Below are 25679 nucleotides of genomic sequence, written 5' to 3'. Positions count from 1 at the left end.
CGCAATGCACTCAGGACCATGAGGGTCAGCCCCATGGGTGGGGAATTGGGGTAGGAGCAGGCCCCTACGCCGACGGTTTGTAGACCACGCGGATGCGCGGCACCTGCTTCACGCCGGGCTGTTTGGTCAGAAAGCCGTACAGAAACTCGGTCAGGCTTTTTTCGCACAGCGCCAGCACGGCCGGATCGGACGCCATGGCCTCGCCCTGCTGGCGAGCGCGTTTGGCGGCCTCCTGGCTCAGCTTGATGACAGCGCCCTTGTTGTCGGTCAGCAGCCCGCCCGAGAGGATGCGGTGCTTCAGGTTGGTAACGGCTGGTGCGGCCACCAGCGCGGGGCGGTGGATGTGCACCTCGATGCCGCCGTTGGTGGCGTGCAGCTCGTAGCTTTCGGGGCGCAGGTCAAAGCCGAAGGCGTATTCGGCGGTGTAGGTGATGGCTACTACACCGGTGGATGCGATGCCCAGCACCGATTTTTCGATGATCTGCGTGGCTCCTTCTTCGCGGACCACGGTGGCGGCGAGCAGCTTCATCTGCTCGGCCAGCGTCTGTTTGCCTGCGGTGAGGTAGCTGGTGTAGCGGGTATAGCCCAGCAGCGCATTGTTGAGTTCGGTCACTTGGCGCTGCAGTTGTGCCGTCTGTGCCAGGGCACTGTCAACGCGGTGCTGCGCCCACCAGCTGGCCGCGCCTGCGGTGAGCAGGCACACGGCCAGGGCCGCACAAGAGATCCAGGCAATGCGTTTCATCAATGGGGTACAGCGCAGGGCGTGTGGTGGCCAACAGGTCGCTTGCGGGCGCCCACCGTTAGACGAGCAGCGTGACCACCACGATCACCACGCCCAGGGCCAGATTCACGCCCACCCAGCTGCGGATGCTGCCCAGGGCCTTGCCGCCGGCGGGCCAATCCGATGCAGCCACCGCCCGCTGCAGGCGTCGGAACAGCGCAAACCGGATGTGCCCGAAGATGACCATCATCGCCAGGCCCAGCGTGGCCATGATGGTCCAGTCCAGTGGCATGGCAAAGCTGCCCCCGGCCTGCACCGTTTGTTTCGCCACGCGGCCGATCATCCACAGCCCGCTGCCCAGCACCACCAGCACGGACACCCCCACGGCGGCGAAAAAGCGCTGCAGCACATCGTGCATGAGCCGCACGCGCTGCGGGGGCTCCAGCGACTGCGCTGCGGGGCGCAAAAAGAAATGGGCAAACACCATGCCACCGATCCACACGATGATGGACAGGACATGGGCGAGCTGGAGCGCGTTGTAGAGCATGGCGTGGAACGTTTGGAATAAAGGGTTTGGGTGGAGGTAAAAGAGAGAGGGCGCGGCGGGTCTGCTCAGCAGGCTGGCGGTGCGGCAACCAGCGTCAAGGCACCAGCCCATCCCGGGGTGAAGCCACCCGCACCTGGTTGCCGCCGCTTTTCTTGGACAGGTACATCGCCTCGTCGGCATGGCCCAGCAACCGGTGTTCTTCGCCCCCATGCTCGGGGTAGATGGCCACGCCGATGCTCGGCTGGATGCTCAGGCGGATACCTTCCAGGTCAAATGGCTGGCCGAAGGCTGCCAGGATCTTGTCGGCCGCTGCGGCGGCGTGTTCGCGGGCATGGCCGCCTTCGAGCAGCACCACAAATTCGTCGCCGCCCAGGCGCGCGACGGTGTCCGAGCCGCGCACGCACTCCAGCAGCCGCTGGGCCACCCGCTGCAGCAGCAGGTCGCCCATGGCATGGCCCAGGGTGTCGTTGACCTGCTTGAAGTCGTCCAGATCGAGGAACAGCAGCGACAGCAGGCTTTGGTCGCGCCGCGCGCGGGCCAGTGCGGTCTTGAGTCGGTCCAGAAACAGCTGGCGGTTGGGCAGGTGCGTGAGCTGGTCGTACTGCGCCATGTGCTCCAGGCGCTCATGCATCTGCTTGCGCTCGATGGCGGCTGCGACCTGGGTGGAGACAAACTGCAGCAGCTCCTTGTCTTTTTCGGTGTAGCGGGCCTGCTCGGTGTAGCTTTGCAGTACCAGCGCACCGATGGCGCCTTTCTGGGTTTGCAGCGGCACGCCCAGCCAGTAGAGCGGTGCGTGTTCCTGGGGTAGCTGCCGACGCAGTTGCGCGGCGCGGGGGTCGGCGTTGTCGGGGGTATCGGGCGTCAACAGAAGGGTGCTGCCGCTGTGGATCACCTCGGCACACAGCGCATCCTGCACTGGCGCCGGGGGCGTGGGGGCGGCGCCCGGTTCGTTGACGTGGTACGGAAAACTCAATGAATCACTGCAGGCGTCGTAGAGCGCGACCGCGAAATTGGTGGCAGGCAGCAGGCGCCCGATGATCTGGTGGATGTGCTGGAACAGCGCCTGCAGGTTGTGTGTGGTGTGAGCGGCTTCGGAGATGGCATAGATCACCGCCTGCATGGACTCGGTGAACTTGCGCTCGGTGATGTCGTGCGCCACCGCCAGCCGCCGCTGCTTGTCAGGCAACCAGCGCGCAGTCCAGCGGACGTGCGCGATGGAGCCATCCTTGCGCACATAGCGGTTTTCAAACTGCAACTGCAGATGGCCATCCATCACACGCTGCGCCTGGCTTTGGGTGACTGCCAGGTCTTCGGGGTGCACCAGGTCGAACATGCGCTTGCCAATGACTTCCTCGGGGGCGTAGCCAAAGATGCGCTCGAACGCCGGGCTTACAAACTCAATGGTGCTGTCCACATGGACGACGCAGACCGCGTCGAGCAGCAGGTCCACCACGTTCTCAGAAGGGATGCTTTGCATGAAGGGAAGCGCGCACAAGGTGCCAAGAAGACCCATTGTGCCGTGCGCCCCCTTGTTGTGCGGCATGGATGCAGCCCGCAGCCCAAGGGATATCCATTAGGCGACTACGGATTGCTATTCAATTGATAGCGTTTAGCGCCTGTGGTTAAGGCGCTTTAGGCACTTTTTAGGTGTACTTTTCTTCCAGCGCATCCCAGGCCATTTTTTGCACCAGCCGCTGGCGCTCGGCAAACGGCGCCACCAGGGAGGGGTCTTCATCAATGCGCTGGGTGTCGCGCAGCACGGTCAGCGCCTTCTGCATGCCCGCCACCGCGCCCTGCAGCGCGGCGTTGGCGTACAGCACCAGCCCGTAGCCCAGGGCGGCCAGTTCTTCGGCGCTGGTGATGGGCGTCTTGCCGCCGATCACCATGTTCATGAGCTGCGGCGCTGCCAGCCGCTGGGGCAGGGCGCGGATCTCGTCCAGCGTGGTGACGGCTTCGACAAACAGGATGTCGGCACCGGCCTCCTCAAACCGCTGGGCGCGCTCCACGGCGGCCTCGAAGCCCTGGGTGGCGCAGGCATCGGTGCGCGCCAGGATGAGTGTGCCTGCGTCGCGGCGCGCGTCCACGGCGGCTTTGATCTTGCCCAGCATCTCGTCGGTGCCGATCACCTCCTTGCCGCTGAAATGCCCGCAGCGCTTGGGGCTGACCTGGTCTTCGAGCTGGATGCAGTCGGCACCTGCGCGCTCCAGCGTTCGCACCGCGTGGTAGGTGTTGAGTGCGTTGCCAAAGCCCGTGTCGGCATCCACGATGAGCGGCAGCTCCACCGCGTCGCGTATGCGGGCCGTGTGGTCGGCAATGTCGGTCAGCCCCATGAAGGCCTGATCCGGAAGGCCGAACCACATGTTGGTGACGCCTGCGCCGGTGATGTAAATGGCTTCAAACCCCAGGTCGGCCACCACGCGGGCGGAGAGGGCGTTGAAGGCGCCAGGCACGATGACGCCACGGCGGGCGTGGGCCAGGGCCTTGAGTTGTTGTTTGGTGTTCATGAATTGCAAGGGACTTGATTTGCTACTGTTTTTGTAGCTGTTAAGGCTTGATGGACGGGCGGAAGGGGCCAAAAAACTCAAAAAATACCGCCAGGCACACGCACCCAGCCTTCCATCAGGATGCGGGCGCTGCGGCTCATGAGGGCCTTGATCACTGTCCACTGGCCGTCGGTCTGGACTGCCTCGGCCCCCACACGCAAGGTGCCCGAGGGATGGCCAAACCGCACGCTGCTGCGCACGCCCCCGCCCGCTGCCAGGTTGACCAGCGTGCCGGGGATGGCTGCGGCCGTGCCAATGGCCACGGCCGCCGTGCCCATCATGGCGTGGTGCAGCTGGCCCATGGAGAGCGCGCGCACCAGCAGGTCGATGTCCTTGGCGTCAATGGCTTTTCCGCTGGAGGCCGTGTAGCTGGCAGGCGGCGCGACGAAGGCGATCTTGGGGGTGTGCTGGCGGGTGGCGGCCTCGCTCAGCTGCTGGATCAAGCCCATGCTCAGGGCGCCGTATGCACGGATCGTCTCGAAGCGCGCCAGTGCCGCTGCATCGCCGTTGATGGCCTGCTGCAGCTCGGTGCCGGTGTAACCCAGCTCTTGCGCGTTGAGAAAAATGGTGGGGATGCCCGCGTTGATCAGCGTGGCGGCAAAGCTGCCGACGCCCGGGACTTCCAAGGTGTCAACGACATTGCCAGTCGGAAACATGGCGCCGCCTTCATCCCCATCGTCGGCGGGGTCGATGAACTCCAGCGCCACCTCGGCCGCCGCAAAGGTCACGCCATCCAGCTCAAAGTCGCCCGTCTCCTGCACCTGCCCATGGGCAATGGGCACATGCGCCACGATGGTCTTGCCGATGTTGGCCTGCCAGATGCGGATGGGGATGGTGCCGTCCTGCGGAATCCGCGCCGCATCGATCAGCCCCATGTGGATGGCGCATGGCCCCACAGCGGCCGACAGGTTGCCGCAGTTGCCGCTCCAGTCCACAAAGGGCTGGTCGACGGATACCTGCCCAAACAGGTAGTCCACGTCATGGCCCGGCCGCGTGCTGCGCGACAGGATCACGGCCTTGCTGGTGCTAGACGACGCATTGCCCATGCCGTCGATCTGCTTGCCGTAGGGATCAGGGCTGCCCAGCACGCGGAGCAGCAACGCGTCCCGCGACGGGCCGGGTTGCTGGGCGGGGGCGGGCAGGTCGTCGAGGCGAAAGAAAACGCCCTTGCTGGTGCCGCCGCGCATGTAAGTGACAGGGATTTTGATTTGAGAAGGATGGTTGTTCATGGTGTTCCTCCCCTCGCCCCTTGTGGGAGAGGGGCCGGGGGAGAGGGGGTGCCCGTACGCACAGCATTCCAGATGCTTTCCAGCACCGCATCCGTGTTGTGCAGGATGTCGTTGTTCCAAAACCGCAGCAGGGTGAAGCCCTGGCTGTGCAGCCAGGCGTCGCGGGCAGCGTCGTGCTCCGAATCCACATGCTGCCCGCCATCGGCTTCCACGATCAGCCGCAGACCGAAATGCACAAAGTCCACGATATAGGGGCCGATGGGTTGTTGGCGGCGGAACTTCTGGCCGTCCATGCGGTGGGCGCGCAGGTGCCTCCAGAGCAGCTGTTCGGCGTCGGTCATGTTCTGGCGCAGGGTTTTGGTGAATTGGCGTTGGTCCATGGGTAGGCCCCCTCTCCCCCGGCCCCTCTCCCACAAGGGGCGAGGGGAGCAAGATAAATAGCAGCGATTGTCATCGTGCGCGAGCCCCTCTCCCCTCGCGGGAGAGCGGTTGGGGAGAGGGGGCGACCCCAGCCCGCGCCGCCAAAAAATCCTGCGCAAAACGCTGCAGCACACCACCCGCCGCGTACACCGAAACCTCCTCTGCAGTGTCTAGCCGACAGCGCATGGGCACTTTCACCACCTCACCCAGCTTGTTTTGAACAACAAGCATCACCTTCGCACCGGGCATCAGATCACCCTCCACGTCATACACCTCCCTCCCATCCAGCCCCAGCGTGATGCGATTGACCCCCACCTCAAACTCCAACGGCAACACACCCATCCCGATCAGATTGGTGCGGTGAATACGCTCAAAGCCCTCGGCAACCACCACCTCCACCCCCGCCAGCCGCACACCCTTGGCGGCCCAGTCGCGGCTGGACCCCTGGCCGTAGTCGGCACCGGCAATGATGATGAGCGGCTGGCGGCGGTTCAGATAGGTTTCCATGGCCTCCCACATGCGCATCACCTGGCCCTCGGGCTCCACGCGGGCGAGCGAGCCTTTTTTCACCTGGCCATCCACCACAGCCATTTCGTTGACGAGCTGCGGGTTGGCAAACGTGGCGCGCATGGCGGTGAGGTGGTCACCCCGGTGCGTGGCGTAGGAGTTGAAGTCCTCCTCGGGCACGCCCATGCGCGCCAGATATTCACCCGCTGCGCTGTCCGGCAGGATGGCGTTGGATGGCGAGAGGTGGTCGGTGGTGATGTTGTCGGGCAGGAGGGCCAGCGGGCGCATGCCCTGCAAGGTGCGCGGGTGGGCGGCCAGTGCGCCGATGCCCTCGGTGTCCCAGTAGGGCGGGCGGCGGATGTAGGTGGACTGCGTTCGCCAGCCGTACTGCGGCGAGACGCGCTCGCCATCGCCCGGTCGGATGGCGAACATGGGTTCGTACACGGTGCGGTAGTGCGCGGGCTTCACGGCAGTCTTCACCACGGCGTCGATTTCCGCGTCGCTGGGCCACAGGTCTTTGAGACGAATTTCTCTTCCGTTCACCACCGCCAGCACATCCTTTTCGATGTCAAAACGCACCGTGCCCGCCATCGCATAGGCCACGACCAGCGGGGGCGAGGCCAGAAACGCCTGCTTGGCATAGGGGTGGATGCGCCCGTCGAAATTGCGGTTGCCCGAGAGCACGGCGGTCGCGTACAGGTCGCGGTCGATGATCTCCTGCTGGATGGCAGGGTCCAGCGCCCCACTCATCCCGTTGCAGGTGGTGCAGGCAAAGCCCACGATGCCAAAGCCGAGCTTTTCCAGGTCGACCAGCAGACCGGCTTCCTTCAGATACAGCTCCACTGCCTTGGAGCCGGGCGCTAGCGAGGTTTTTACCCAAGGCTTGCGTGCTAGGCCCAGCCGGTTGGCGTTGCGCGCCAGCAGGGCCGCAGCAATCACGTTGCGCGGGTTGCTGGTGTTGGTACAGCTGGTGATGGCGGCAATGACCACAGCGCCATCGGGCATCGTGCCGTCCTGTGGTGCGGGCATGGCCCAGGGGCCCGCGATGCCTTGGGCCGCCAGGTCGGACGTGGCCACGCGCGCGTGGGGGTTGGAGGGGCCGGCCAGGTTGCGCACCACGCTCGACAGGTCGAACACCAGGTTGCGCGCGTAGACCGCATGTTTGAGGGTGTCGGACCACAATCCCGCTGTCTTGGCATAGGTCGCGACCAGCTTCACTTGTTCCGCCTCGCGGCCCGTCAGCGTCAGATACTCCAGCGTCTGTTCGTCGATGCTGAACAGCGCCGCCGTGGCGCCGTATTCGGGCGCCATGTTCGAGATGGTGGCGCGGTCGCCAATCGTGAGCTTGGACGCGCCTTCGCCAAAGAACTCCAGGTAGGCGCCCACCACCTTGGCCTTGCGCAAAAACTCGGTGAGCGCCAGCACCACATCGGTGGCGGTGATGCCGTCCTGGCGCTGGCCGGTCAGCTGCACGCCCACGATCTCGGGCAGCCGCATCATCGATGCGCGGCCCAGCATCACATTCTCGGCCTCCAGGCCGCCCACGCCGATGGCGATCACGCCCAGGGCGTCCACATGCGGTGTGTGGCTGTCGGTGCCCACGCAGGTGTCGGGGTAGGCCACGCCCCGGTCGGCATGGACTACGGGCGACATCTTTTCCAGATTGATCTGGTGCATGATCCCGTTCCCCGCCGGGATCACATCCACGTTGGCGAAGGCTTTTTTGGTCCACTCGATGAAGTGGAAGCGGTCCTCGTTGCGGCGGTCTTCGATGGCGCGGTTCTTGGCGAAGGCGTCGGGGTCGAACCCGCCACACTCCACGGCCAGCGAGTGGTCCACGATGAGCTGCACTGGCACCACGGGGTTCACTTGGGCCGGGTCGCCGCCCTCCTTGGCAATCGCATCGCGCAGGCCCGCCAGATCCACCAGCGCCGTCTGACCCAGGATGTCGTGGCACACCACGCGCGCCGGGTACCAGGGGAAGTCGCGGTCGCTGCGGCGCTCGACGAGCTGGCGCAGGCAGTCGTTGACGGTGGCCGGATCGGCGCGGCGCACGATGTTTTCGGCAAACACGCGGGCGGTGTAGGGCAGGGTGGGCCAGGCGTTAGGCTGCAGGGCTTCGACGGCGACGCGGGCGTCAAAGTAGTCCAAAGTGGTGCCCGGCAAGGGGCGGCGGAATTGGGTGTTCATCATGGGCTGGAATGGCGGGGCATTTTGGCGCCCGGCTGTTAACCCCCCTCTCCCCTCGTGGGAGAGGGTTTGGGGGAGAGGGGGCGGTTGCAAGGTGACGCAGTGCTCGTTCACCCCCTCTCCCCGGCCCTCTCCCGCGAGGGGAGAGGGAGGAAGAAAGAGGGGCAGCTGGGCACTACGCGCGGTTTTCGATGGGCACAAACACAAGGTCTTCTGGCCCTGTGTAGTTCGCACTCGGCCGGATGATCTTGTTGTCCTGCCGCTGCTCGATGATGTGTGCCGCCCAGCCGCTGGTGCGGGCAATCACAAACAGCGGCGTGAACATGGCGGTAGGCACCCCCATCATGTGGTAGCTCACGGCGCTGAACCAGTCGAGGTTGGGGAACATCTTTTTGGCCTCCCACATCACGGTCTCCAGCCGCTCGGCAATATCGAACATCTTGGTGCTGCCGGCATCTTCTGACAGGCTGCGTGCCACGCCCTTGATGACCACATTGCGCGGGTCGCTCACCGTGTAGACCGGGTGGCCGAAGCCAATGACCACCTCCTTGGCATCCACGCGGCGGCGGATGTCGGCCTCGGCCTCGTCGGGGCTGTCGTAGCGTTTCTGGATCTCGAAAGCCACCTCGTTGGCGCCGCCATGCTTGGGGCCCCGCAGCGCGCCGATGGCGCCGGTGATGGCCGAATACATGTCGCTGCCCGTGCCGGCCACCACGCGGGCGGTGAAGGTGCTGGCGTTGAACTCGTGCTCGGCATACAGGTTGAGCGAAGTGTGCATGGCACGCTCCCAGGCAGCGCTGGGTTTGGAGCCGTGCAACAGGTGCAAGAAGTGCGCGCCGATGGAGTCGTCATCGGTCTCCACCTCGATGCGGCGGCCCGAGCTGGCCCAGTGGTGCCAGTAGAGCAGCATCGAACCGAGTGATGCCATCAACCGATCGGCAATGTCGCGCGCACCCGGCAGGTTGTGGTCGTCCTTTTCAGGCAGCGCACAGCCCAGGGCCGAGACGCCCGTGCGCATCACGTCCATGGGGTGGCTGGCGGCGGGCAGTTGCTCCAGCGCCTGCTTCACACTCATCGGCAGGCCGCGCAGGGCCTTGAGCTTGGACTTGTAGGCCCGGAGCTCGGCGCGTGTAGGCAGCTTGCCGTGCACCAGCAGGTGGGCGATCTCTTCGAACTCGCAGACCTCGGCAATGTCGAGGATGTCGTAGCCCCGGTAGTGCAGGTCGTTGCCCGTGCGGCCCACGGTGCACAGGGCGGTGTTGCCCGCCGTCACGCCCGAGAGCGCGACGGACTTCTTGGGCTTGAAGCCCGGGGTTTCAACGGTGGTAGTCATGCGGTCTCCTGGTTTACGTATGCGTTGGCGATGGCAGCGGGGCGGCCTTTGCCATCCACCGCCACCATTTCAAAAATTCCCTTCAGCACCTCTTCCGGTGGCGAGCCCAGCGTGGCGGCCAGACCGGTCACGCACACGGTGAGCGAGCTGCGCCCGATGCGGCTGACCCAGGCGCGCAGCGTGAGCACATGGCCCACGGGCACGGGGGCCAGAAAACGCACGTCGGTCACGCCCGCCATCACCACATCGCGCTGTGCGGCGCCGCGCGCTGCCAGAAATGCCGCCTTGGCCATGAGCTGCAAGGCGTTGCCGCCAAACAGCGTGCCGTAGTGGTTGGCTTCGGCGGGGAACACGATTTCCGTCAGCTCGACGGTGCCAGTGGGGGTTGTCATGCTTCGCAATTTACGCACAATGGCACCCCTCTGTAAGGGCTGAATTGGCGAATGATTGCGAATGCAAAACCGTCAATTTGCAAATATTGCGAATGATGGTGAAGGTGCTACCAAGCACCACTGAGAAAGATGGAATGAAAAAAACCTTCATGGGTGTGCGCCTGCGCCGCCTGCGCGAAGAGCGCGGCATGACCCAGGTGGCGCTGGCCCGGGCGCTGGACTTGTCGGCCAGCTACCTCAACCAGCTGGAGCAGAACCAGCGCCCGCTCACGGTGCCCGTTCTGCTCAAGATCAACGCCGTGTTCGGTGTGGATGTGCAGCGCTTTTCGGACGACGACGAGGCGCGTCTGATCACCGGCCTTCGAGAGGTGCTGGCGGACCTGCCTGCGGGTGTGGGCGGGGAGGGCGCGGGCGATGCCGTCTCGCTGGCCGAGATCCGCGAGCTGGCCGCAGGTATGCCTGCCGTCGCGCGCACACTACTGGCGCTCCACCAGCGGCACCGGCAGGCCCTGGAGCGGCTGGCGGCCCTGGGCAATGACCGCAGCGGCGAGGGCGTGTTGGCCCCGCACCCACCCATGGCCTATGAAGAAGTACGCGACTTCTTCTTTGCGCGCCAGAACCACATTGCCGAGCTGGACGACGCGGCCGAGCGATGTGCCGCCGACTGGGGCCTGCTGCCCGGCCGGGCCGATGAGGCGCTGGCCCAACGCCTGCTCGTGGCCCACGGGGTGCGCGTGGTGGATGTGGCCGACCTGCCTGGCCAGGCGCAGCGCGTGTTCCAGGCCGAGGCCGGGCTGCTGCAGCTGGCGGCGGGGTTGGAGCGCGGGCAGCGCGCGTTTCAGATGGCGACGCAGCTGGCGTTTCTGGAGCAGGGCGCGGAGCTGCAGCGCTTGGCCGACAGCGCCGGGCTGTCCAGCGACCAGGCCCGGGCGCTGGCGCGCATCGGTCTGGCCAACTACTTTGCGGGGGCGCTGGTGCTGCCCTACACGGCCTTTTTGCAGGCGGCCGAAGCGGCGCACTACGACATCGACCGGCTGGGCCAGCAGTTTGGTGTGGGCTTCGAGACGGTGTGCCACCGCCTGTCCACCTTGCAGCGACCCAGCGCGCGCGGCGTACCGTTCTTCTTTATCCGGGTGGACCGCGCGGGCAACATCAGCAAGCGGCAGTCGGCCACACACTTTCACTTCAGCAAGATCGGCGGCACCTGCCCGCTGTGGAATGTGTACGAGGCCTTTGCCCAGCCCGGCCGCACCGTGCCACAGGTGGCGCGCATGCCTGACGGCCGCGCCTACCTGTGGGTGGCGCGCACCGTAGCGCGCAGCGGGGGAGGGTGGGGCGTGCCAGGCAAGGAGTTCTCCGTGGCGTTGGGCTGCGACATCCGCCACGCACCACAGCTGGTGTATTCGCGCGGGCTGGACCTAGCCAACCCCGAGGCCGCCGTGCCCATCGGCATGGGCTGCAAGGTGTGTGAGCGCGACGCCTGCCCGCAGCGGGCGTTTCCCCCCATAGGGCGCGCGCTGGATGTGAACGAGAATCGAAGCCGCTTTGCGCCCTACCCGGTGGCGGGCCGCCAGGGGCAGACACTCTCTTGACCTGGGTTATGAAAACCGCTCATCAATTCATAGCTGTCGACGCATGAGGGTGTTGCGCTGACGGCACTTTCTACCAAATAACTGATTGGTAACCAGTTGTTGTGCCGCCGCTTGCTCCAACGGATGGCAGATTGCCGCTATCCTGCGCTTTGCCCGAATCCTTGGTGCGGCTGCCATGGCACATACCCATAACGCAGGTACCTTTGTCCAGGCTCTGCTCTGCTACCGAATGCCAACGCCCACCCGCCCCACGCCATGGCCCCACTGACGCAAAACGGTCGATACCGGCACTGGATGGCCGGGTTGGGCGTGGCTGTGCTCGGCGTAACGGTGAGCCTTTGGCTGGCCTGGCAGCAGGCCGACTCTGTGGCCCAGGTCGGGCGCGCGCGATTCATGCAGGAGGCGCGCGGGTTTGCCGATGCGCTGAGCCAGCGCATCGAAGGGCATACCGAAGTCGTCAACGGCCTGCGCGGCCTGTTCACGGCGAATCCCCACCTCACGCGCCTGGAGTTTGAGCGCGCGGCCAGCGACCTGGAGGTGGGCCAGCGCTACCCCGGTGTGCGCAACCTGTCGTTCACCCGCTGGGTGCCTGGCGCCGAGCGGGCCGCCTACGAAGCCCGCGTGCGTGCCGACACTTCGCTGACCTCCCAGGGCTACCCCAACTTCACCATCCGGCCGCCGGGCGAACGGGCGGAATACTTTGTGGCCGAATACCTGTGGCCCATGGCAGGCAACGAAGGTGTGCTGGGCTTTGACATCAGCAGCCAGCCCACCAATCTGGCCGCCATGCAGTACAGCCGGGACAGCGGCCACACCGTGGTCTCTGCCCCGTTTGATTTGCTGCAGGAAGAAACACACCGCCAGGGATTCGTGATCCGCGTGCCGGTTTTCGACTACACGGCGGGCACGCCGGAGCCTCGTTTTCTGGGGGCCGTGGCATCCACCATCCGGGTGTATGACCTGGTGCAGGCGCTGGGCAGCCAGGGCCTGCTCAACGGGATCGTTGTGTCCATGGCCGACCATGGTTCGGTGCGGGCAGGCTCTGCCGACTCCACGGTGCGGCCCTTGCTGGCACAGTCATCGGCGGCATTGCCGGGCGCGCAGCCGTTTGTGCGCGACCTGCAGGTGCATGACCGGCGCTGGCGACTGACCTTCTACCCGGCCCGCTCGTTCCTGTCGCCCTCCGAGGCGCGGCTGCCTGTGCTGGTGGGGCTGGGCGGTGCGCTGGTCTCCTTGCTGCTGGCGTCTACCGTGGGCCTGCTGGTGCGCCAGCGCACGCTGGCCCTCGCACGGGCCCAGGTGTCCGAAGATGCCCGGCGCGAAAGCGAAGAACGGTTTCATGCCCTATTCAACCAGGCCAGCGTGGGCGTGGCGCTGCTGGACACCACCACCGGCCGATTTCTACGCGCCAACCAGCGCTATTGCGACATCGTGGGCTACAGCCCTGAGGAGATGGCTGCGCTCCATGTCCAGGCCCTCATCCATCCTGACGACCTGGAGGCCGACACACAGCACCTGGAACGCCTCAAGAAAGGCGAAGTGCCCGAGTACCGGCTCGAAAAGCGCTACCTCCACAAGAGCGGGCACATCGCGTGGGTGGACCTCACGGTGTCGCCCATGTGGGTACCCGGGGCCCGGCCTGACCACCACATCGCGGTGGTGCAGGACATCACCGCGCGCAAGCGCATGGAAGACACCCTGCGCAGCAACGAGCACCGGCTGCGCGGCATCCTGGAACGCCTGCCCATGGGCCTGTGCCTGGTCCAGACCGACGGCCGCATCAGTTTTCGCAACGACCGCTACGTGCAGATCTGCGGCTACACGGCGCAAGACGTACCGGACGTGGAAACCTGGTGGCAGCGCGCTTACCCCGACGAATCTGAACGCACCGCTGTCCACGATGCCTGGCGCCAGGCCGCAAAGCAGGCCGTGGCGGGCGACGGGGTGATACCCGCCCGCGAGTACACCATTCGCTGTGCCGATGGCACACGGCGGCCCGTCGAGGTGTCGGGGGTGGTGGTGGAGGGCGGGCACCTTGTCACCATGCAGGACCTGAGTCAGCGCAAGGCGGCCGAGGAAGAGATCAACAACCTGGCCTACTACGACCCGCTCACCCGCTTGCCCAACCGCCGCCTGCTCATGGACCGGTTGCAGCAGGCGTTGGCCACCAGTGCCCGCCACCAGCGCAGCGGCGCCTTGCTGCTGCTGGATCTGGACAATTTCAAGACACTGAACGAAACCCGGGGCCACGACAGCGGCGACAACCTGCTGCTGCAGGTGGCCCACCGGCTGCGCAATTGCGTGCACGAGGACGACACCGTGGCCCGCCAGGGCGGCGACGAGTTTGTGGTGGTGCTGGAAGACCTGGGCGACAACCCTGAGGAGGCTGCGGCCCGCAGCGAAGAGGTGGGTCAGCGCATCCTGACCGCCCTGCGCGAGCCTTACGTGCTCAACGGCGCGGCGCACCACAGCTCGCTGAGCATGGGGGTCACCATTTTCAGCGGCATGCGCGAGACGGTGGACGAGCTGCTCAAGCGGGCCGACCTGGCGCTCTACCAGGCCAAAAATGCGGGCCGCGACACCCTGCGCTTTTACGACCCCCAGATGCAGGCTGCTGTCAGCGCGCGCGCCGCGCTGGAGCTGGACATGCGCATCGGCCTGGCGCAGGGCCAGTTCGAGCTGTACTACCAGCCGCAGATCGACCGGGGCCGCATCACGGGGGCCGAGGCGCTGCTGCGCTGGCGCCATCCCCGCGACGGGTTTGTCTCGCCTGCGCATTTCATTCCGTTGGCGGAAGAGACCGGCCTCATCCTTCCGCTGGGTGAATGGGTGCTCCAGGCGGCCTGCGCGCAACTGGCCCGCTGGGCGCGGCACGCCGACCTGGCGGGTTTGGGGCTGGCCGTGAACGTGAGCCCGCGCCAGTTCCACCAGGCCGGTTTTGTGGCCCAGGTGCTGGCAGCACTGGCCAGCTCAGGCGCGCAGGGGCCGCAGCTCAAGCTGGAACTGACCGAAGGCCTGCTGCTGCAGGACGTGGAAGACACGATCGAAAAGATGGGCCAGCTCAAGGGATATGGCGTGGGCTTCTCGCTGGACGACTTTGGTACCGGGTACTCGTCGCTGGCCTACCTCAAGCGCCTGCCGCTGGACCAGCTCAAGATCGACCAAAGTTTTGTGCGCGACGTGCTCACCGACCCCAACGACGCCGCCATCGCCCGCACCGTGGTGGCCCTGGGCACCAGCCTGGGCCTGCGCGTGATCGCCGAAGGGGTGGAAACCGAGGCCCAGCGCGAGTTTCTGGAGCGCCACAACTGCCACGCCTGGCAGGGCTACCTCTTCAGCCCGCCCGTGCCCGTGGCCGAGTTTGAGGCACTGGTGCGCAAAACCAATGGGGTGGATGCGCAGGACCCGCAGGACGCACACGACGCACACGGCGCGTAACCCAGGAACGCTGCCCCATCCGGCCCCGGGCCTTGCTGGCACTGCTGCAGAATATCAATATTCATAGCGTGAAATCGTTGCTGGATAAGCGGTAGGGCCTGTTTTTTCCGAATGTTTCTGTCGCACCCTCGCTCTGGCGTCTGGGCATGCTGCCAAGGGCCCGTGGTCATCGGGCGGCGCGGTATCATTCCGCCCTTGCTGCGGCCTGCGTGTTCCGGCCCGGAACGTCCGTCTGGCGCCACTTTTTGCACCCCAGCCTTCTTCCTCTTTTTGCCCGCCCCCTGACCCGTGCGTCTCACCTCGATCAAGCTTTCCGGTTTCAAGTCGTTCGCTGAACCCACCAACTTCATGCTGCCCGGGCAACTGGTCGGCGTGGTGGGCCCGAACGGCTGCGGCAAGTCCAACATCATGGATGCGGTGCGCTGGGTGCTGGGCGAGAGCAAGGCCAGCGAGCTGCGCGGCGAGTCCATGCAGGACGTGATCTTCAGCGGCACCACCACCCGCAAGCAGGCCAGCCGCGCGAGTGTGGAGCTGGTCTTCGACAACTCCGACCACCGCGCGGGCGGGCAGTGGGGCCAGTACGGTGAGGTGGCCGTGCGCCGCGTGCTCACGCGCGACGGCACCAGCAGCTACTACCTCAACAACCAGCCCGTGCGCCGCCGCGACGTGCAGGACGTGTTCCTGGGCACGGGCCTGGGGCCCCGTGCCTACGCCATCATCGGCCAGGGCACCATCAGCCGCATCATCGAAAGCCGCCCTGAGGAACTGCGCCTGTTCCTCGAAGAGGCTGCGGGCGTCTCCAAATACAAGGAGCGTCGCCGCGAGACCGAAAACCGCCTGTCGGATACGCGCGAGAACCTCACGCGGGTTGAAGACATCCTGCGCGAGCTGAACGCCAACCTCGAAAAGCTCGAAAAGCAGGCCGAGGTGGCCGCCAAGTACAACACCCTGCAGGCCGACGCCACGCTCAAGCAGCACCAGCTGTGGTTTTTGAAGCGGGCCGAGGCTGAGGAACAGCAGAACAAGGTGCGCCTGGACGGCCTGCAGGCCGTGAACGACCTGGAATCGCGCATGGCCGATCTGCGCGCGGTGGAGTCTGACCTCGAAACCATCCGCCAGGCCCACTACGCCGCTGGCGACCAGGTGAACCAGGCCCAGGGCAAGCTTTATGAAGCCACGGCCGAGGTCGGCAAGCTCGAAGCCGAGATCCGCTACGTGATAGAAGGCCGCCAGCGCGTGGAGCAGCGCCTGGTCACGCTGGCCGAGCAGATCGCCCAGTGGCAGGCCCGCAAGGAAGAGGCCGACATCGAACTCGAAAACCTGGCCGGTGCCGGGGTGGACGCCGAAGAACGCGCCGAGATGCTGGCCGCCCAGGTCGAAGAACAGGCCATGCAGCTGCCCGACCTGGAAGAGGCCCTGCGCCAGGCGCAAAGCCGCACGGCCGAGCAACGGACTGCCGTGGTGCAGGTGCAGCAGCAGATTGGCGTGCTCGCTGCCGAGCAGCGCAGCTTTGACGAGCAAAGCCGCCAGCTCGACGCCCGTTTCGAGCGCCTGCGCACCGACCGCAACGCGCTGGCCGCGCCCGACGAAGCCCGCCTGACCAACCTGCGCGAGCAGCTCGAAGAAGCGCAAGAGATCGCAGAAACGACCGAAGCCCGCCTGCACGAGCTGCAGGAGTCCGTACCCCAGCTCGACGACGACCGCCGCGCGCGCCAGCAGGCCGTCAACACCGAAAGCGCTCGCCAGGCCGACCTGTCGGCCCGCATGGAGGCCCTGAAGGCGCTGCAGGAAAAGGTCAAGACCGATGGCAAGCTGCGTCCCTGGCTTGCCAAACATGGGCTCGACGGCCTGCAAGGCCTATGGAGCCGCATCCACATCGAGCCCGGCTGGGAAAACGCGCTCGAGGCGGCCCTGCGCGAGCGACTGGCCGCGCTGGAGGTAGGGCGCCTGGACATGGTGCGCGGCTTCCTGGGTTCCGGCGGCAACGATGCGCCCCCAGCTCGGCTGGCCTTCTACAGCGCCCCCGCAGCAGGCCACCCCGAGCCATCGTCACCCCACGCCCGCTTGTCCGACCTGCTGCGCCTGAACGACGCCGGCCTGCGTGCCGTGATGGTGGACTGGCTGCAAGGCTGCTACACCGCCCCCACGCTGGACGACGCCCTGGCCCGCCGCAGCACGCTGCAACCCGGGGAGGTGGTGTTTGTTCCTACCGGCCATGCGGTCAGCGCCCACAGCGTGAGCTTTTACGCGCAGGACTCCGAGCAGTCCGGCATGCTGGCCCGCGCGCAGGAAATAGAGCACCTCGAAAAAGAGCTGCGCGCGCAGGCCCTGATCGCGGAAGAATCGCGCACGGCCCTGGTCCGCGCAGAGGCTGCGTATGCCGATGCTTCCCAGCGCCTCGTGGCCGCACGCCGCGAAGCCACCGAAACACAAAGTCGTGCCCACGAGCTGCAAGTCGAAACCCTGCGCCTGACCCAGCTGGCCGAGCAGACCCGCGCACGCAGCCAGCAAATCGACGGCGATCTGGCCGAGGTGGAAGCCCAGCTGGCCGACCTGCAGGAGCGCCGCGTGGCCGCCGAGGCACGCTTTGAAGAACTGGACATGCAGCTGGCCGACAGCCAGGAGCGCGAGGCCCAGCTGGGCGACAAGGTCATCGAGGCTGAGCGCAAGCTCACCGCCTGCCGCGAACAGCAGCGCACGCTGGAGCGCCAGGCGCAAGAGGCCACGTTTTCCCAGCGCAGCCTGGAAGCGCGCCGCGCCGAACTCAACCGTTCCATCGAAACCGCCACGCAGCAGGCCAAGGCCCTGGCCGATGAAGAGCAGCGCGCGCGCGACGAGCTGGCCCGCCTGTCCGACGCCGCCGCGCAAGGTGGCCTGCAGGCCGCACTGGAAGTGAAGATGGAGCGCGAAAAAGCGCTCGGCGCCCAGCGCAGCGAATACGACGACCTCACGACGAAGCTGCGCGCCAGCGATGAACGCCGCATGCAGCTCGAACGCGCGCTCGACCCGCTGCGCGCGCGCATCACCGAATTCCAGCTCAAGGAACAGGCCGCGCGCCTGGGCCTGGAGCAATACACCACCTTGCTGGCCGACGCCCAGGCCGACCTCGAAGCCGTGGCCCAGTCGATCACAGACGGCAATGTGCGCGTGGGTGGCCTGCAAAGTGAAATCGACCGCCTGCACCGCGAAATCGCCGCCCTGGGCGCCGTGAACCTGGCAGCGCTGGACGAACTGAAGCTGGCCAGCGAGCGCAAGATCTTCCTCGATGCGCAGACAGCCGACCTGACCGAGGCGATGAACACGTTGGAAGACGCGATCCGCAAGATCGACGGCGAAACGCGCCAGCTGCTCTCGGGCACCTTTGACACCGTCAACGGCCACTTTGGGCGCATGTTCCCCGAACTGTTCGGCGGTGGCCAGGCCAAGCTCATCATCACGGGCGACGAAATCCTCGATTCCGGCGTGCAGGTGATGGCCCAGCCACCCGGCAAGAAGAACCAGACCATTCACCTGCTGTCGGGGGGCGAAAAGGCCCTCACGGCCATCGCGCTGGTGTTTGCCATCTTCCAGCTCAACCCCGCGCCGTTCTGCCTGCTGGACGAGGTGGACGCGCCGCTGGACGACGCCAACACCGAACGCTATGCCAAGCTGGTCTCCAGCATGAGCAAGGGCACTCAGTTCTTGTTCATCAGCCACAACAAGATCGCGATGGAAATGGCCGAACAACTGATCGGCGTGACCATGCAGGAGCAGGGCGTGTCGCGCATCGTGGCCGTCGATATGGAATCGGCCCTCTCCATGGCAGACGCTTGAAACAACCCACCCAACCATGAGCACATTGCAACTGAGTCTGGCCATCATCGGCGGTCTGGTGCTGGCCCTCATCGTGGCCTACAACACCTGGACCTCGCGCCGCAATGCGCCCAAGCGCGCGCTGCCGCAAGAGCCGGTGGATCCCGCGGGCGAGCCGACCCAGCGGCAGGAGCCCGGCTTCGATGCGGGGGCTGCCGTGGCCGTACCGCCGGGTGAGTTTCACGGCCTCGACCGGGGCCCCGATCCCTCGGAGCACGCGGTGGATGCCGATGAGGCCCTGCAGCTGCCCGTGCCACCGTTTTCGCTGGAGCGCCGCCCCGGGCTCGATCCGCTCATCGATGTCATTGCATCGCTGCAGCCCGAGCATGTGGTGTCGGGCGATGCTGCTCTGGCCGCGCTGCCGCCGACCCGCCGCGCAGGCAGCAAGCCGTTCGCCATCGAAGGCCTCAACGAAGCGAACCAGCAGTGGGAAACCCCTGCACCGGGCCAGCGCTACCAGAGCTTCCAGGCCGGCGTGCAGCTGGCCAACCGCATGGGCGCGCTCAACGAGATCGAGTTTTCCGAGTTCGTCGTCAAGGCCCAGGCGTTTGCCGACGCGATCAATGCCGCCCCTGACTTCCCCGACATGCTGCAGGAAGTGGCCCGCGCCCGCGAGCTGGACCAGTTCGCCAGCGACCACGATGCCCAGCTCATGTTCATGCTGCGCGCCCGCCAGGCCGCCTGGAGCCCCGGCTACGTGCAGCAGAACGCCGCCCGCCTGGGCTTTGTGCCCGGTGCCATGCCCGGCCGCCTAGTGCTGCCTGCCAGCGCACAGGGCTTGCCGCCCCTGCTCACGCTGGGCTACGACACCCAGGCTGCGCTGGCCGAAGACCCCGACCAGTCCGCCATCCGTGACATCACTCTGAGCCTGGACGTGGCGCAAGTCCACCGTACCGAACAACCCTTTGCGCGCCTGCGCGACGTAGGGGCCGCGCTGTGCGACGCGATGGATGGGGTGCTCTGCGACCAGAACGGCCAGCCGCTGCCCGCGATGGCCATGGACCCGATTGCTGCGGACCTGGAGCTGCTGTACGACCAGCTCGATGGACGGGATCTGTCGGCGGGGTCGGTGCTGGCGCGACGACTCTTCAGCTAGTGCAGCGCATGAGTGCAATGCAGGTCCGTCTGGCAACCGAAGCTGACCACGGCGCCGTCAAAGCTCTGTACAGAGAACTGCGGCCTCAGGACCCCGAGGTGGACAGTGATGCATCCTTGGCGCATTTTCGTGTCGTGTTGCAGTCTCCGCAGGCGCGCCTCGTCGTTGCGCTTTGCGAAGGCGAAGTCGGTGCCACCTGCATGCTGGCTTCGATCCCCAATTTCGCGAGTGCTGGAATGCCCATCGGTGTCATTGAGCACGTGATTACGGGCGAGCGCTTTCGTCGCCGGGGGCTGGCACTTGCTGCTCTGGAGTTCGCTCTGGATGCAGCTTGGACAATGAATTGCTGCAAGGTATTTCTTCTCTCGGGTGCTCAGCGCGAGCAAGCGCACCGACTCTATGAATCTGCCGGCTTTGTTGGCAACCAGGAATTGGGCTTCGTCCAGAAGAACCCCAGGGCGGTCCGCCATGACTGAGCAATCTGATCTTTTTTCGGCTCCAGCGCCCGCAGATCAAGCGCAACCAGCTATCAAAATCAAAGCACTGCGCGACCAGCTCAACCACTGGGCGCACCAGTACTACGTGCTGGACGCACCCACGGTGCCCGATGCCGAATACGACCGTGTGTTCCGCGAGTTGCAGGCGCTGGAGGCTGCGCACCCCAACCTCATCACCCCCGATTCGCCCACGCAGCGCGTGATTGGCGCGGTGATGGAGGGCTTGGCATCGGTGCGCCACGCGGTGCCCATGCTCAGCATCCACACCGAAACCGACACCGAGGCCACCGGCGCCCAGGCGTTTGATGCCCGCGTGCGGCGCGAGCTGGGCCTGTCGGAATCTGATCCTGCCATCGAATACGTGGCCGAGCCCAAGTTCGACGGCCTGGCCATGAGCCTGCGCTATGAAAACGGCCGCCTGGTGCAGGCAGCCACGCGCGGTGATGGCGAGGTGGGCGAGGACGTGACGCACAACATCCGCACGATCCGGCAGATACCCCTCACGCTGCCTGGCGGTGTACCGCCGCTGCTCGAAGTACGTGGCGAGGTCTACATGCGCCGTGCAGACTTTGATGCTCTCAACGAGCGCCAGCGTGAGCAGGGCGGCAAGACCTTTGTGAACCCACGCAACGCCGCAGCGGGTGCGGTGCGCCAGCTCGACTCCGGCATCACCGCCCAGCGCCCCTTGAGCTTCTTTGCCTATGGCCTGGGCGCCATCACGCCGCCCGGCGATGGCGGGCCGGTGTTCCGCACGCACTACGAGATGCTGCAGACGCTGAAGTCCTGGGGTTTTCCGGTGGCAGCGCAGGTGCAGATTGCGGTAGGTGCTACTGAATTGGTAGCATTTCACCAGCAGGTGGGAGCCAGCCGCGATGCGCTGCCGTACGACATCGACGGTGTGGTCTACAAGGTCAATTCCCTGCAGTTGCAGCGCGACCTGGGCTTCAAGACCCGCGAGCCGCGCTGGGCCGTGGCGCACAAGTACCCTGCCCAGGAGATGGCCACGAGGATCGAAGGCATCGACGTACAGGTAGGCCGCACCGGCAAGATCACGCCGGTCGCACGCCTGGCGCCAGTGTTTGTGGGCGGTGTCACCGTCACCAATGCCACGCTGCACAACCTGTTCGAGATTCGCAAGAAGGGCGTGCGCGTGGGCGACACCGTCATCGTGCGCCGCGCGGGCGATGTGATCCCGGAGGTGGTGGGCGTGATGCCCGGCAAGCGCACGGGGTATGTGCCCAACTTCCGCATGCCCGCAGCCTGCCCCGTGTGCGGTAGCGATGTGGTCCGCGAAAAGGGCGAAGCCAACCACCGCTGCACGGGTGGCCTGTTCTGCGCCGCGCAGCGCAAGGAGGCCATACTGCACTTTGCCGCGCGCCGCGCCATGGATATCGAAGGCCTGGGCGACAAGCTGGTGGACCAGCTGGTGGACGCCAACGTGATCCGTACGCTGCCCGACCTGTACCGGCTGGGCCTCACGTCGCTCATCGCGCTGGAGCGCATGGCCGAGAAGTCGGCCCAGAACGTGCTGGCTGCGCTCGAAAAATCCAAGCAGACCACCTTGCCGCGCTTCCTGTTCGGTCTGGGGCTGCGCCATGTGGGCGAGGCCACGGCCAAGGACCTCGCTCGGCACTTTGGCACGCTGGACGCCATCATGGATGCGAGCGTGGAGCAGTTGCTGGAGGTGAACGATGTGGGCCCCGTGGTGGCACAGAGCCTGCACACCTTCTTCCAGCAGCCGCACAACCGGGAGGTGGTCGAGCAACTGCGCGCCTGCGGCGTGACCTGGCCCGAAGGCCCGGTGGCCGAGCGTGCCCCGCAGATCCTGGCGGGCAAGACGGTGGTGCTGACCGGCACCTTGCCCACGCTCAGCCGCGACGCGGCCAAGGACATGCTGGAAGCCGCTGGCGCCAAGGTGGCCGGTTCGGTCAGCAAGAAGACCAGCTATGTGGTGGCGGGCGCCGAGGCCGGCAGCAAATTGGCCAAGGCCGAAGAGCTTGGCGTGCCCGTGCTGGACGAAGTCGGCATGCTGGCCCTGCTGTCGGGCACAGGCGCCTGAGGCAATCTCCCCTTTCTCTGAGTTTTTGATGCGCACATTGCTGCTTTCCTTTCAGGCCCGCGCGGCGGCCCTGTTCCGCTGGCTGGCCGGCCTGTTCGCCTGGATACCCCGCCCGCTGCGCCGCGCGCTGATGTGGGGAGCCCTGGCGGTGCCTGCCGCCGTGCTGGTCTACACGCTGGTGCTGATCCCGTTCACCCCCTCCATCAGTGACATCCGCAAGGCCAAAAGCGAGCTGCCCGCGCAGCTCATGTCGATGGACGGCAAGCTGCTGGCCGAATACCGCTGGGCCAACCGCGAATGGGTGGAGTTGAGCCAGATATCGCCCAACGTGGTGAACGCCCTCATCGCCACCGAAGACCACCGTTTTTACGACCACTTTGGTCTGGACTGGCGGCGCACGGCATCGTCGGTGGTGCACACGCTGCGCGGGGACCCTCAGGGTGGCTCCACCATCACGCAGCAGCTGGCACGCAACCTGTTTCCGGAGGAGATCGGGCGCTCGCGCGTGTTCCCACAGGCCCTCACGCGCAAGCTCAAGGAGGCGATCACCGCGCTCAAGATCGAGGCGTCGTACACCAAGGACGAGATCCTGGAGACTTACCTCAACACCGTGCCGTTCCTCTACAACGCCTACGGTATCGAGATGGCCGCGCGCACGTATTTCGACAAGTCGGCCGACAAGCTCAACGTGCTGGAAAGCGCCACGCTGATCGGCATGCTCAAGGGCACGGCCTACTACAACCCCGTGCTCAACCCCGAGCGTGCCCAGGCACGGCGCAACACCGTGCTGTCGCAAATGGTCAAGCGCGGCAAGCTCGAAGAAAAGCAGCTGGAGGCCCTGCAAAAACGCCCGCTGCGCGTCAATTTCGAGCGTCAGACCGAGGTCATGGGCCCCGCGCCCCACTTTGCGATGCAGCTGCGCAAGCAGCTCATCGAGTGGGCCGACAGCCATGGCTACAACCTGTATGCCGATGGCCTGGTGATCCGCACCACCATCGACTCGCGCCTGCAGGCCATTGCCAACCAGGCCGTGGCGCGCCAGGGGCGCCAGCTGCAGGGCGTGGCAGACACCGCCTGGTCCCAGCGCAATGGCTGGGGCCCGAAGAGCGAGCTGGTGCAGATGCTGGTGCGCGAAAGCCCCGAATACCGCAACGCCGTGGACAAGGGCCAGACCCCGGAAGAGGCCTTGCAGGCGCTGCTGGATGACACCGCCTTCCTGCAGAAACTGCGCGCCGAGAAGACGCGCGTGCAGGCCGGGTTTCTGGCGCAGGACCCGGTCACCGGCCATGTGCTGGCCTGGGTGGGCAGCCGCGACTTTGCGCAAGACCCGTTCGACCACGTGCAGGCGGCGCGGCGCCAGCCTGGCTCCACGTTCAAGCCCTTTGTGTATGGCGCGGCGTTTGCCAGTGGCGCGTCGCCCAGCGATACGCTGATGGACGGGCCCGTAGAAATCCCCCTGGGCGGAGGCCGCGTGTGGCGCCCCACCGATGGCGGCCCGCCCAGCGACCAGCCCATGACGCTGGCCGATGGCCTGGCGTTTTCCAAGAACACCATCACCGCACAGGTCATGCAGCAGGTGGGCCCGGCCCGCGTGGCCGAGGTGGCCCGGGCCCTGGGGGTGCGCCAGTCGCCGCTGGAAGAGGTGCCATCTCTGGCGCTCGGCACCAGCCCGGTCACCCTGAAGGAAATGGTGACGGCCTACAGCTCCATCGCCAATCTGGGCCGCTATGTGGAGCCCGTGCTGATTACCCGCATCGAGGACCGCCACGGCAAGGTGCTGGAGACTTTTTCGCCGTCTGCCCCCGAAACGGTTTTCGAGCCACGCGCCGCGCAGACCTTGCGCAATACCATGCGCGGCGCCATCGACCGGGGCACGGCCACCGCAATCCGCACCCGCTATGGCATCCAGGCCGATGTGGCGGGCAAGACCGGCACCACGCAGGACAACACCGACGGCTGGTTCATCCTCATGCACGCGCGCGTTGTGGCGGGTGCCTGGGCGGGTTTCAACGACGGCCGCATTACGCTGCGCAGCGATGCGTGGGGGCAGGGGGCGCGCAGCGCGTTGCCCATGGTGGGCGAGTTCATGCAGCAGGCCATTCGCACCAGGGCGATCAACGGGAATGACCGTTTTGTAGACGAGTTTGTGGATACCCCCCCGCCACCGGCGGATGGATCACTGGGCGCGATGCGGGAATGGATCCGGGGCCTGTTCGGAGGGGATGCGCAATCCCCCTCTGCACCGGCCCCCTGGCCCGGAACTCCGCCACGGCCCAGCGGTGATGGGCTGCCACCGGTCACCACGGACCCTGCTGGTTCCTCCCGGCCGCCTGTGCCAGCCGAGGAGCGGGTGGGCGGGTAGGTGCGAAGCGGCGGGGTGGGCCTGCGCACCCCAAGCCACCGAAGCGTTGCACAACGCTGCCAACTTTGACGTTGTAGGACGGCGTCGCCAGTCACTCCATGGTGCGGCTGGCGCCTGGCTTATGCGCGTAAACGAACAGACCTTTCATGGTGGGGCCCGCACATTGGCCCATGCAGTCGTTGTTGGACTGCATGCAACGCCAAAGGACTCACCATGAAAACGATTACCACCACCTTGCTTGTGCTGGCCACCCTCACCCTGGGCGCCTGCACCGGCCCCATGGGCCCCCCGGGAGCGCAGGGCAATACCGGCAATACGGGATATACCGGCAAGACCGGTGACACCGGCTATACCGGAGCCACCGGAGCCACGGGCAACCAGGGAAACACGGGTTACACAGGGGCTACGGGCAGCATGGGGTCCACAGGGGCCACAGGCGGGCAGGGCAGCACGGGTGCTACCGGCATGCAAGGCGCCACGGGCTACCAGGGGGATACAGGTGCCACGGGTGCCAAGGGCAACACCGGCAACACTGGTAGCAAGGGCAACACCGGTAATACCGGAACCATCGGGCGATGGCAGTACCGTCATCGTCATACCCGCCAAGCCGTGACACGGCGCGCTCGGCGGCTGACGGCCCGCGACCGGCGATGTGTCGGACGGGCGGAGGTCAGACCACTGTGCCAGGCCACACAATGGCCTGCGCCACGATCACGTTCTGGCCGTTGAACGTGGCGGCGGGGGATCCGTACAACCGGTAGCCCAGTGCCAGCGCGTCGCTGACACGGCGGCAAAAGCTGGCGTCATCAGGACCTGTGAGCAAGCGGTAGGCTGGCAGGCCTTCGGGAGGTGTGCTGGCCGGGGCAGGGGACGTGGAGGTGGTAGTGGCAGTCATCCCACG

18 protein-coding genes are annotated in these 25679 nt (G+C 66.1%); 8 read left to right on the top strand and 10 right to left on the bottom strand.

All coding sequences use genetic code 11. The annotated features are described in order from the left end of the window. Positions 1-64 precede the first annotated feature (64 nt). The 9 genes from C8C94_RS07195 to C8C94_RS07155 all read right to left on the bottom strand — a co-directional run bounded on the left by C8C94_RS07195 (position 65) and on the right by C8C94_RS07155 (position 9882). A complete protein-coding gene (locus C8C94_RS07195) occupies positions 65-742 on the bottom strand; it encodes a hypothetical protein (RefSeq protein WP_055397818.1) in 678 nt (225 codons plus the stop codon). Between the two features lie 58 nt (positions 743-800). After that, positions 801-1268, bottom strand: a complete 468-nt coding sequence (locus tag C8C94_RS07190; protein ID WP_121420245.1) for a CopD family protein — start codon at positions 1266-1268, stop codon at positions 801-803. A gap of 94 nt (positions 1269-1362) precedes the next feature. Then, the gene (locus tag C8C94_RS07185) at positions 1363-2745 is read right to left on the bottom strand and encodes a diguanylate cyclase domain-containing protein (protein ID WP_121420244.1); all 1383 of its coding nucleotides are present in this window, start codon (positions 2743-2745) and stop codon (positions 1363-1365) included. Positions 2746-2911: 166 nt separating this feature from the next. Next, on the bottom strand, positions 2912-3772 hold the full coding sequence (locus C8C94_RS07180) for an oxaloacetate decarboxylase (RefSeq protein ID WP_121420243.1): 861 nt from the start codon (positions 3770-3772) through the stop codon (positions 2912-2914). Positions 3773-3849: 77 nt separating this feature from the next. Further along, complete coding sequence (gene prpF / locus C8C94_RS07175) at positions 3850-5040, bottom strand: 2-methylaconitate cis-trans isomerase PrpF (RefSeq protein ID WP_121420242.1); 1191 nt, start codon at positions 5038-5040, stop codon at positions 3850-3852. Continuing rightward, complete coding sequence (locus tag C8C94_RS07170; protein WP_121420241.1) at positions 5037-5420, bottom strand: endonuclease domain-containing protein; 384 nt, start codon at positions 5418-5420, stop codon at positions 5037-5039. The genes prpF and C8C94_RS07170 overlap by 4 nt, the downstream gene beginning before the upstream one ends. 70 nt (positions 5421-5490) lie before the next feature. Then, on the bottom strand, positions 5491-8157 hold the full coding sequence (gene acnD / locus C8C94_RS07165) for a Fe/S-dependent 2-methylisocitrate dehydratase AcnD (protein ID WP_233573579.1): 2667 nt from the start codon (positions 8155-8157) through the stop codon (positions 5491-5493). Between the two features lie 175 nt (positions 8158-8332). After that, positions 8333-9490, bottom strand: a complete 1158-nt coding sequence (gene prpC / locus C8C94_RS07160; protein WP_121420240.1) for a 2-methylcitrate synthase — start codon at positions 9488-9490, stop codon at positions 8333-8335. Beyond that, positions 9487-9882: an acyl-CoA thioesterase gene (locus tag C8C94_RS07155; RefSeq protein WP_121420239.1), complete on the bottom strand. Its 396-nt coding sequence runs from the start codon at positions 9880-9882 to the stop codon at positions 9487-9489. The genes prpC and C8C94_RS07155 overlap by 4 nt, the downstream gene beginning before the upstream one ends. 134 nt (positions 9883-10016) lie before the next feature. On the opposite strand from C8C94_RS07155, the gene C8C94_RS07150 reads away from it, so the two are divergent. The 8 genes from C8C94_RS07150 (at position 10017) to C8C94_RS07115 (ending at position 25507) form a co-directional block, all read left to right on the top strand. Continuing rightward, positions 10017-11474, top strand: a complete 1458-nt coding sequence (locus C8C94_RS07150; protein ID WP_121422752.1) for a short-chain fatty acyl-CoA regulator family protein — start codon at positions 10017-10019, stop codon at positions 11472-11474. A 255-nt stretch (positions 11475-11729) separates the two neighbouring features. Further along, positions 11730-14912, top strand: coding sequence for an EAL domain-containing protein (locus C8C94_RS07145; protein ID WP_233573429.1), 3183 nt, complete (start codon positions 11730-11732; stop codon positions 14910-14912). A gap of 288 nt (positions 14913-15200) precedes the next feature. Then, entirely contained in the window at positions 15201-18725 is a 3525-nt protein-coding gene (gene smc / locus C8C94_RS07140; RefSeq protein WP_121420237.1) for a chromosome segregation protein SMC, read from the top strand. 16 nt (positions 18726-18741) lie between these two features. After that, entirely contained in the window at positions 18742-19860 is a 1119-nt protein-coding gene (locus tag C8C94_RS07135) for a cell division protein FtsZ (protein WP_121420236.1), read from the top strand. Between the two features lie 8 nt (positions 19861-19868). After that, a complete protein-coding gene (locus C8C94_RS07130) occupies positions 19869-20336 on the top strand; it encodes a GNAT family N-acetyltransferase (protein WP_121420235.1) in 468 nt (155 codons plus the stop codon). Further along, positions 20329-22416 (top strand): NAD-dependent DNA ligase LigA, encoded by a 2088-nt coding sequence (ligA, locus tag C8C94_RS07125; RefSeq protein ID WP_121420234.1) that lies wholly within the window; start codon positions 20329-20331, stop codon positions 22414-22416. The genes C8C94_RS07130 and ligA overlap by 8 nt, the downstream gene beginning before the upstream one ends. A gap of 28 nt (positions 22417-22444) precedes the next feature. Beyond that, a complete protein-coding gene (locus C8C94_RS07120) occupies positions 22445-24778 on the top strand; it encodes a penicillin-binding protein 1A (protein ID WP_121420233.1) in 2334 nt (777 codons plus the stop codon). A 213-nt stretch (positions 24779-24991) separates the two neighbouring features. Next, positions 24992-25507 (top strand): hypothetical protein, encoded by a 516-nt coding sequence (locus C8C94_RS07115; RefSeq protein WP_199731213.1) that lies wholly within the window; start codon positions 24992-24994, stop codon positions 25505-25507. Here the strand turns inward: C8C94_RS07115 and C8C94_RS07110 are convergent. Then, on the bottom strand, positions 25449-25673 hold the full coding sequence (locus C8C94_RS07110; RefSeq protein ID WP_121420232.1) for a DUF1737 domain-containing protein: 225 nt from the start codon (positions 25671-25673) through the stop codon (positions 25449-25451). The two genes, C8C94_RS07115 and C8C94_RS07110, sit on opposite strands and share 59 nt — an antisense overlap. Positions 25674-25679 lie beyond the last annotated feature (6 nt).

The sequence above is a fragment of the Acidovorax sp. 94 genome (assembly GCF_003634645.1).
Lineage (GTDB): Bacteria > Pseudomonadota > Gammaproteobacteria > Burkholderiales > Burkholderiaceae_C > Acidovorax > Acidovorax facilis.
Note: the sequence above shows the minus strand (reverse complement) of the source record. Positions and strands in the feature narration are given on the sequence as shown.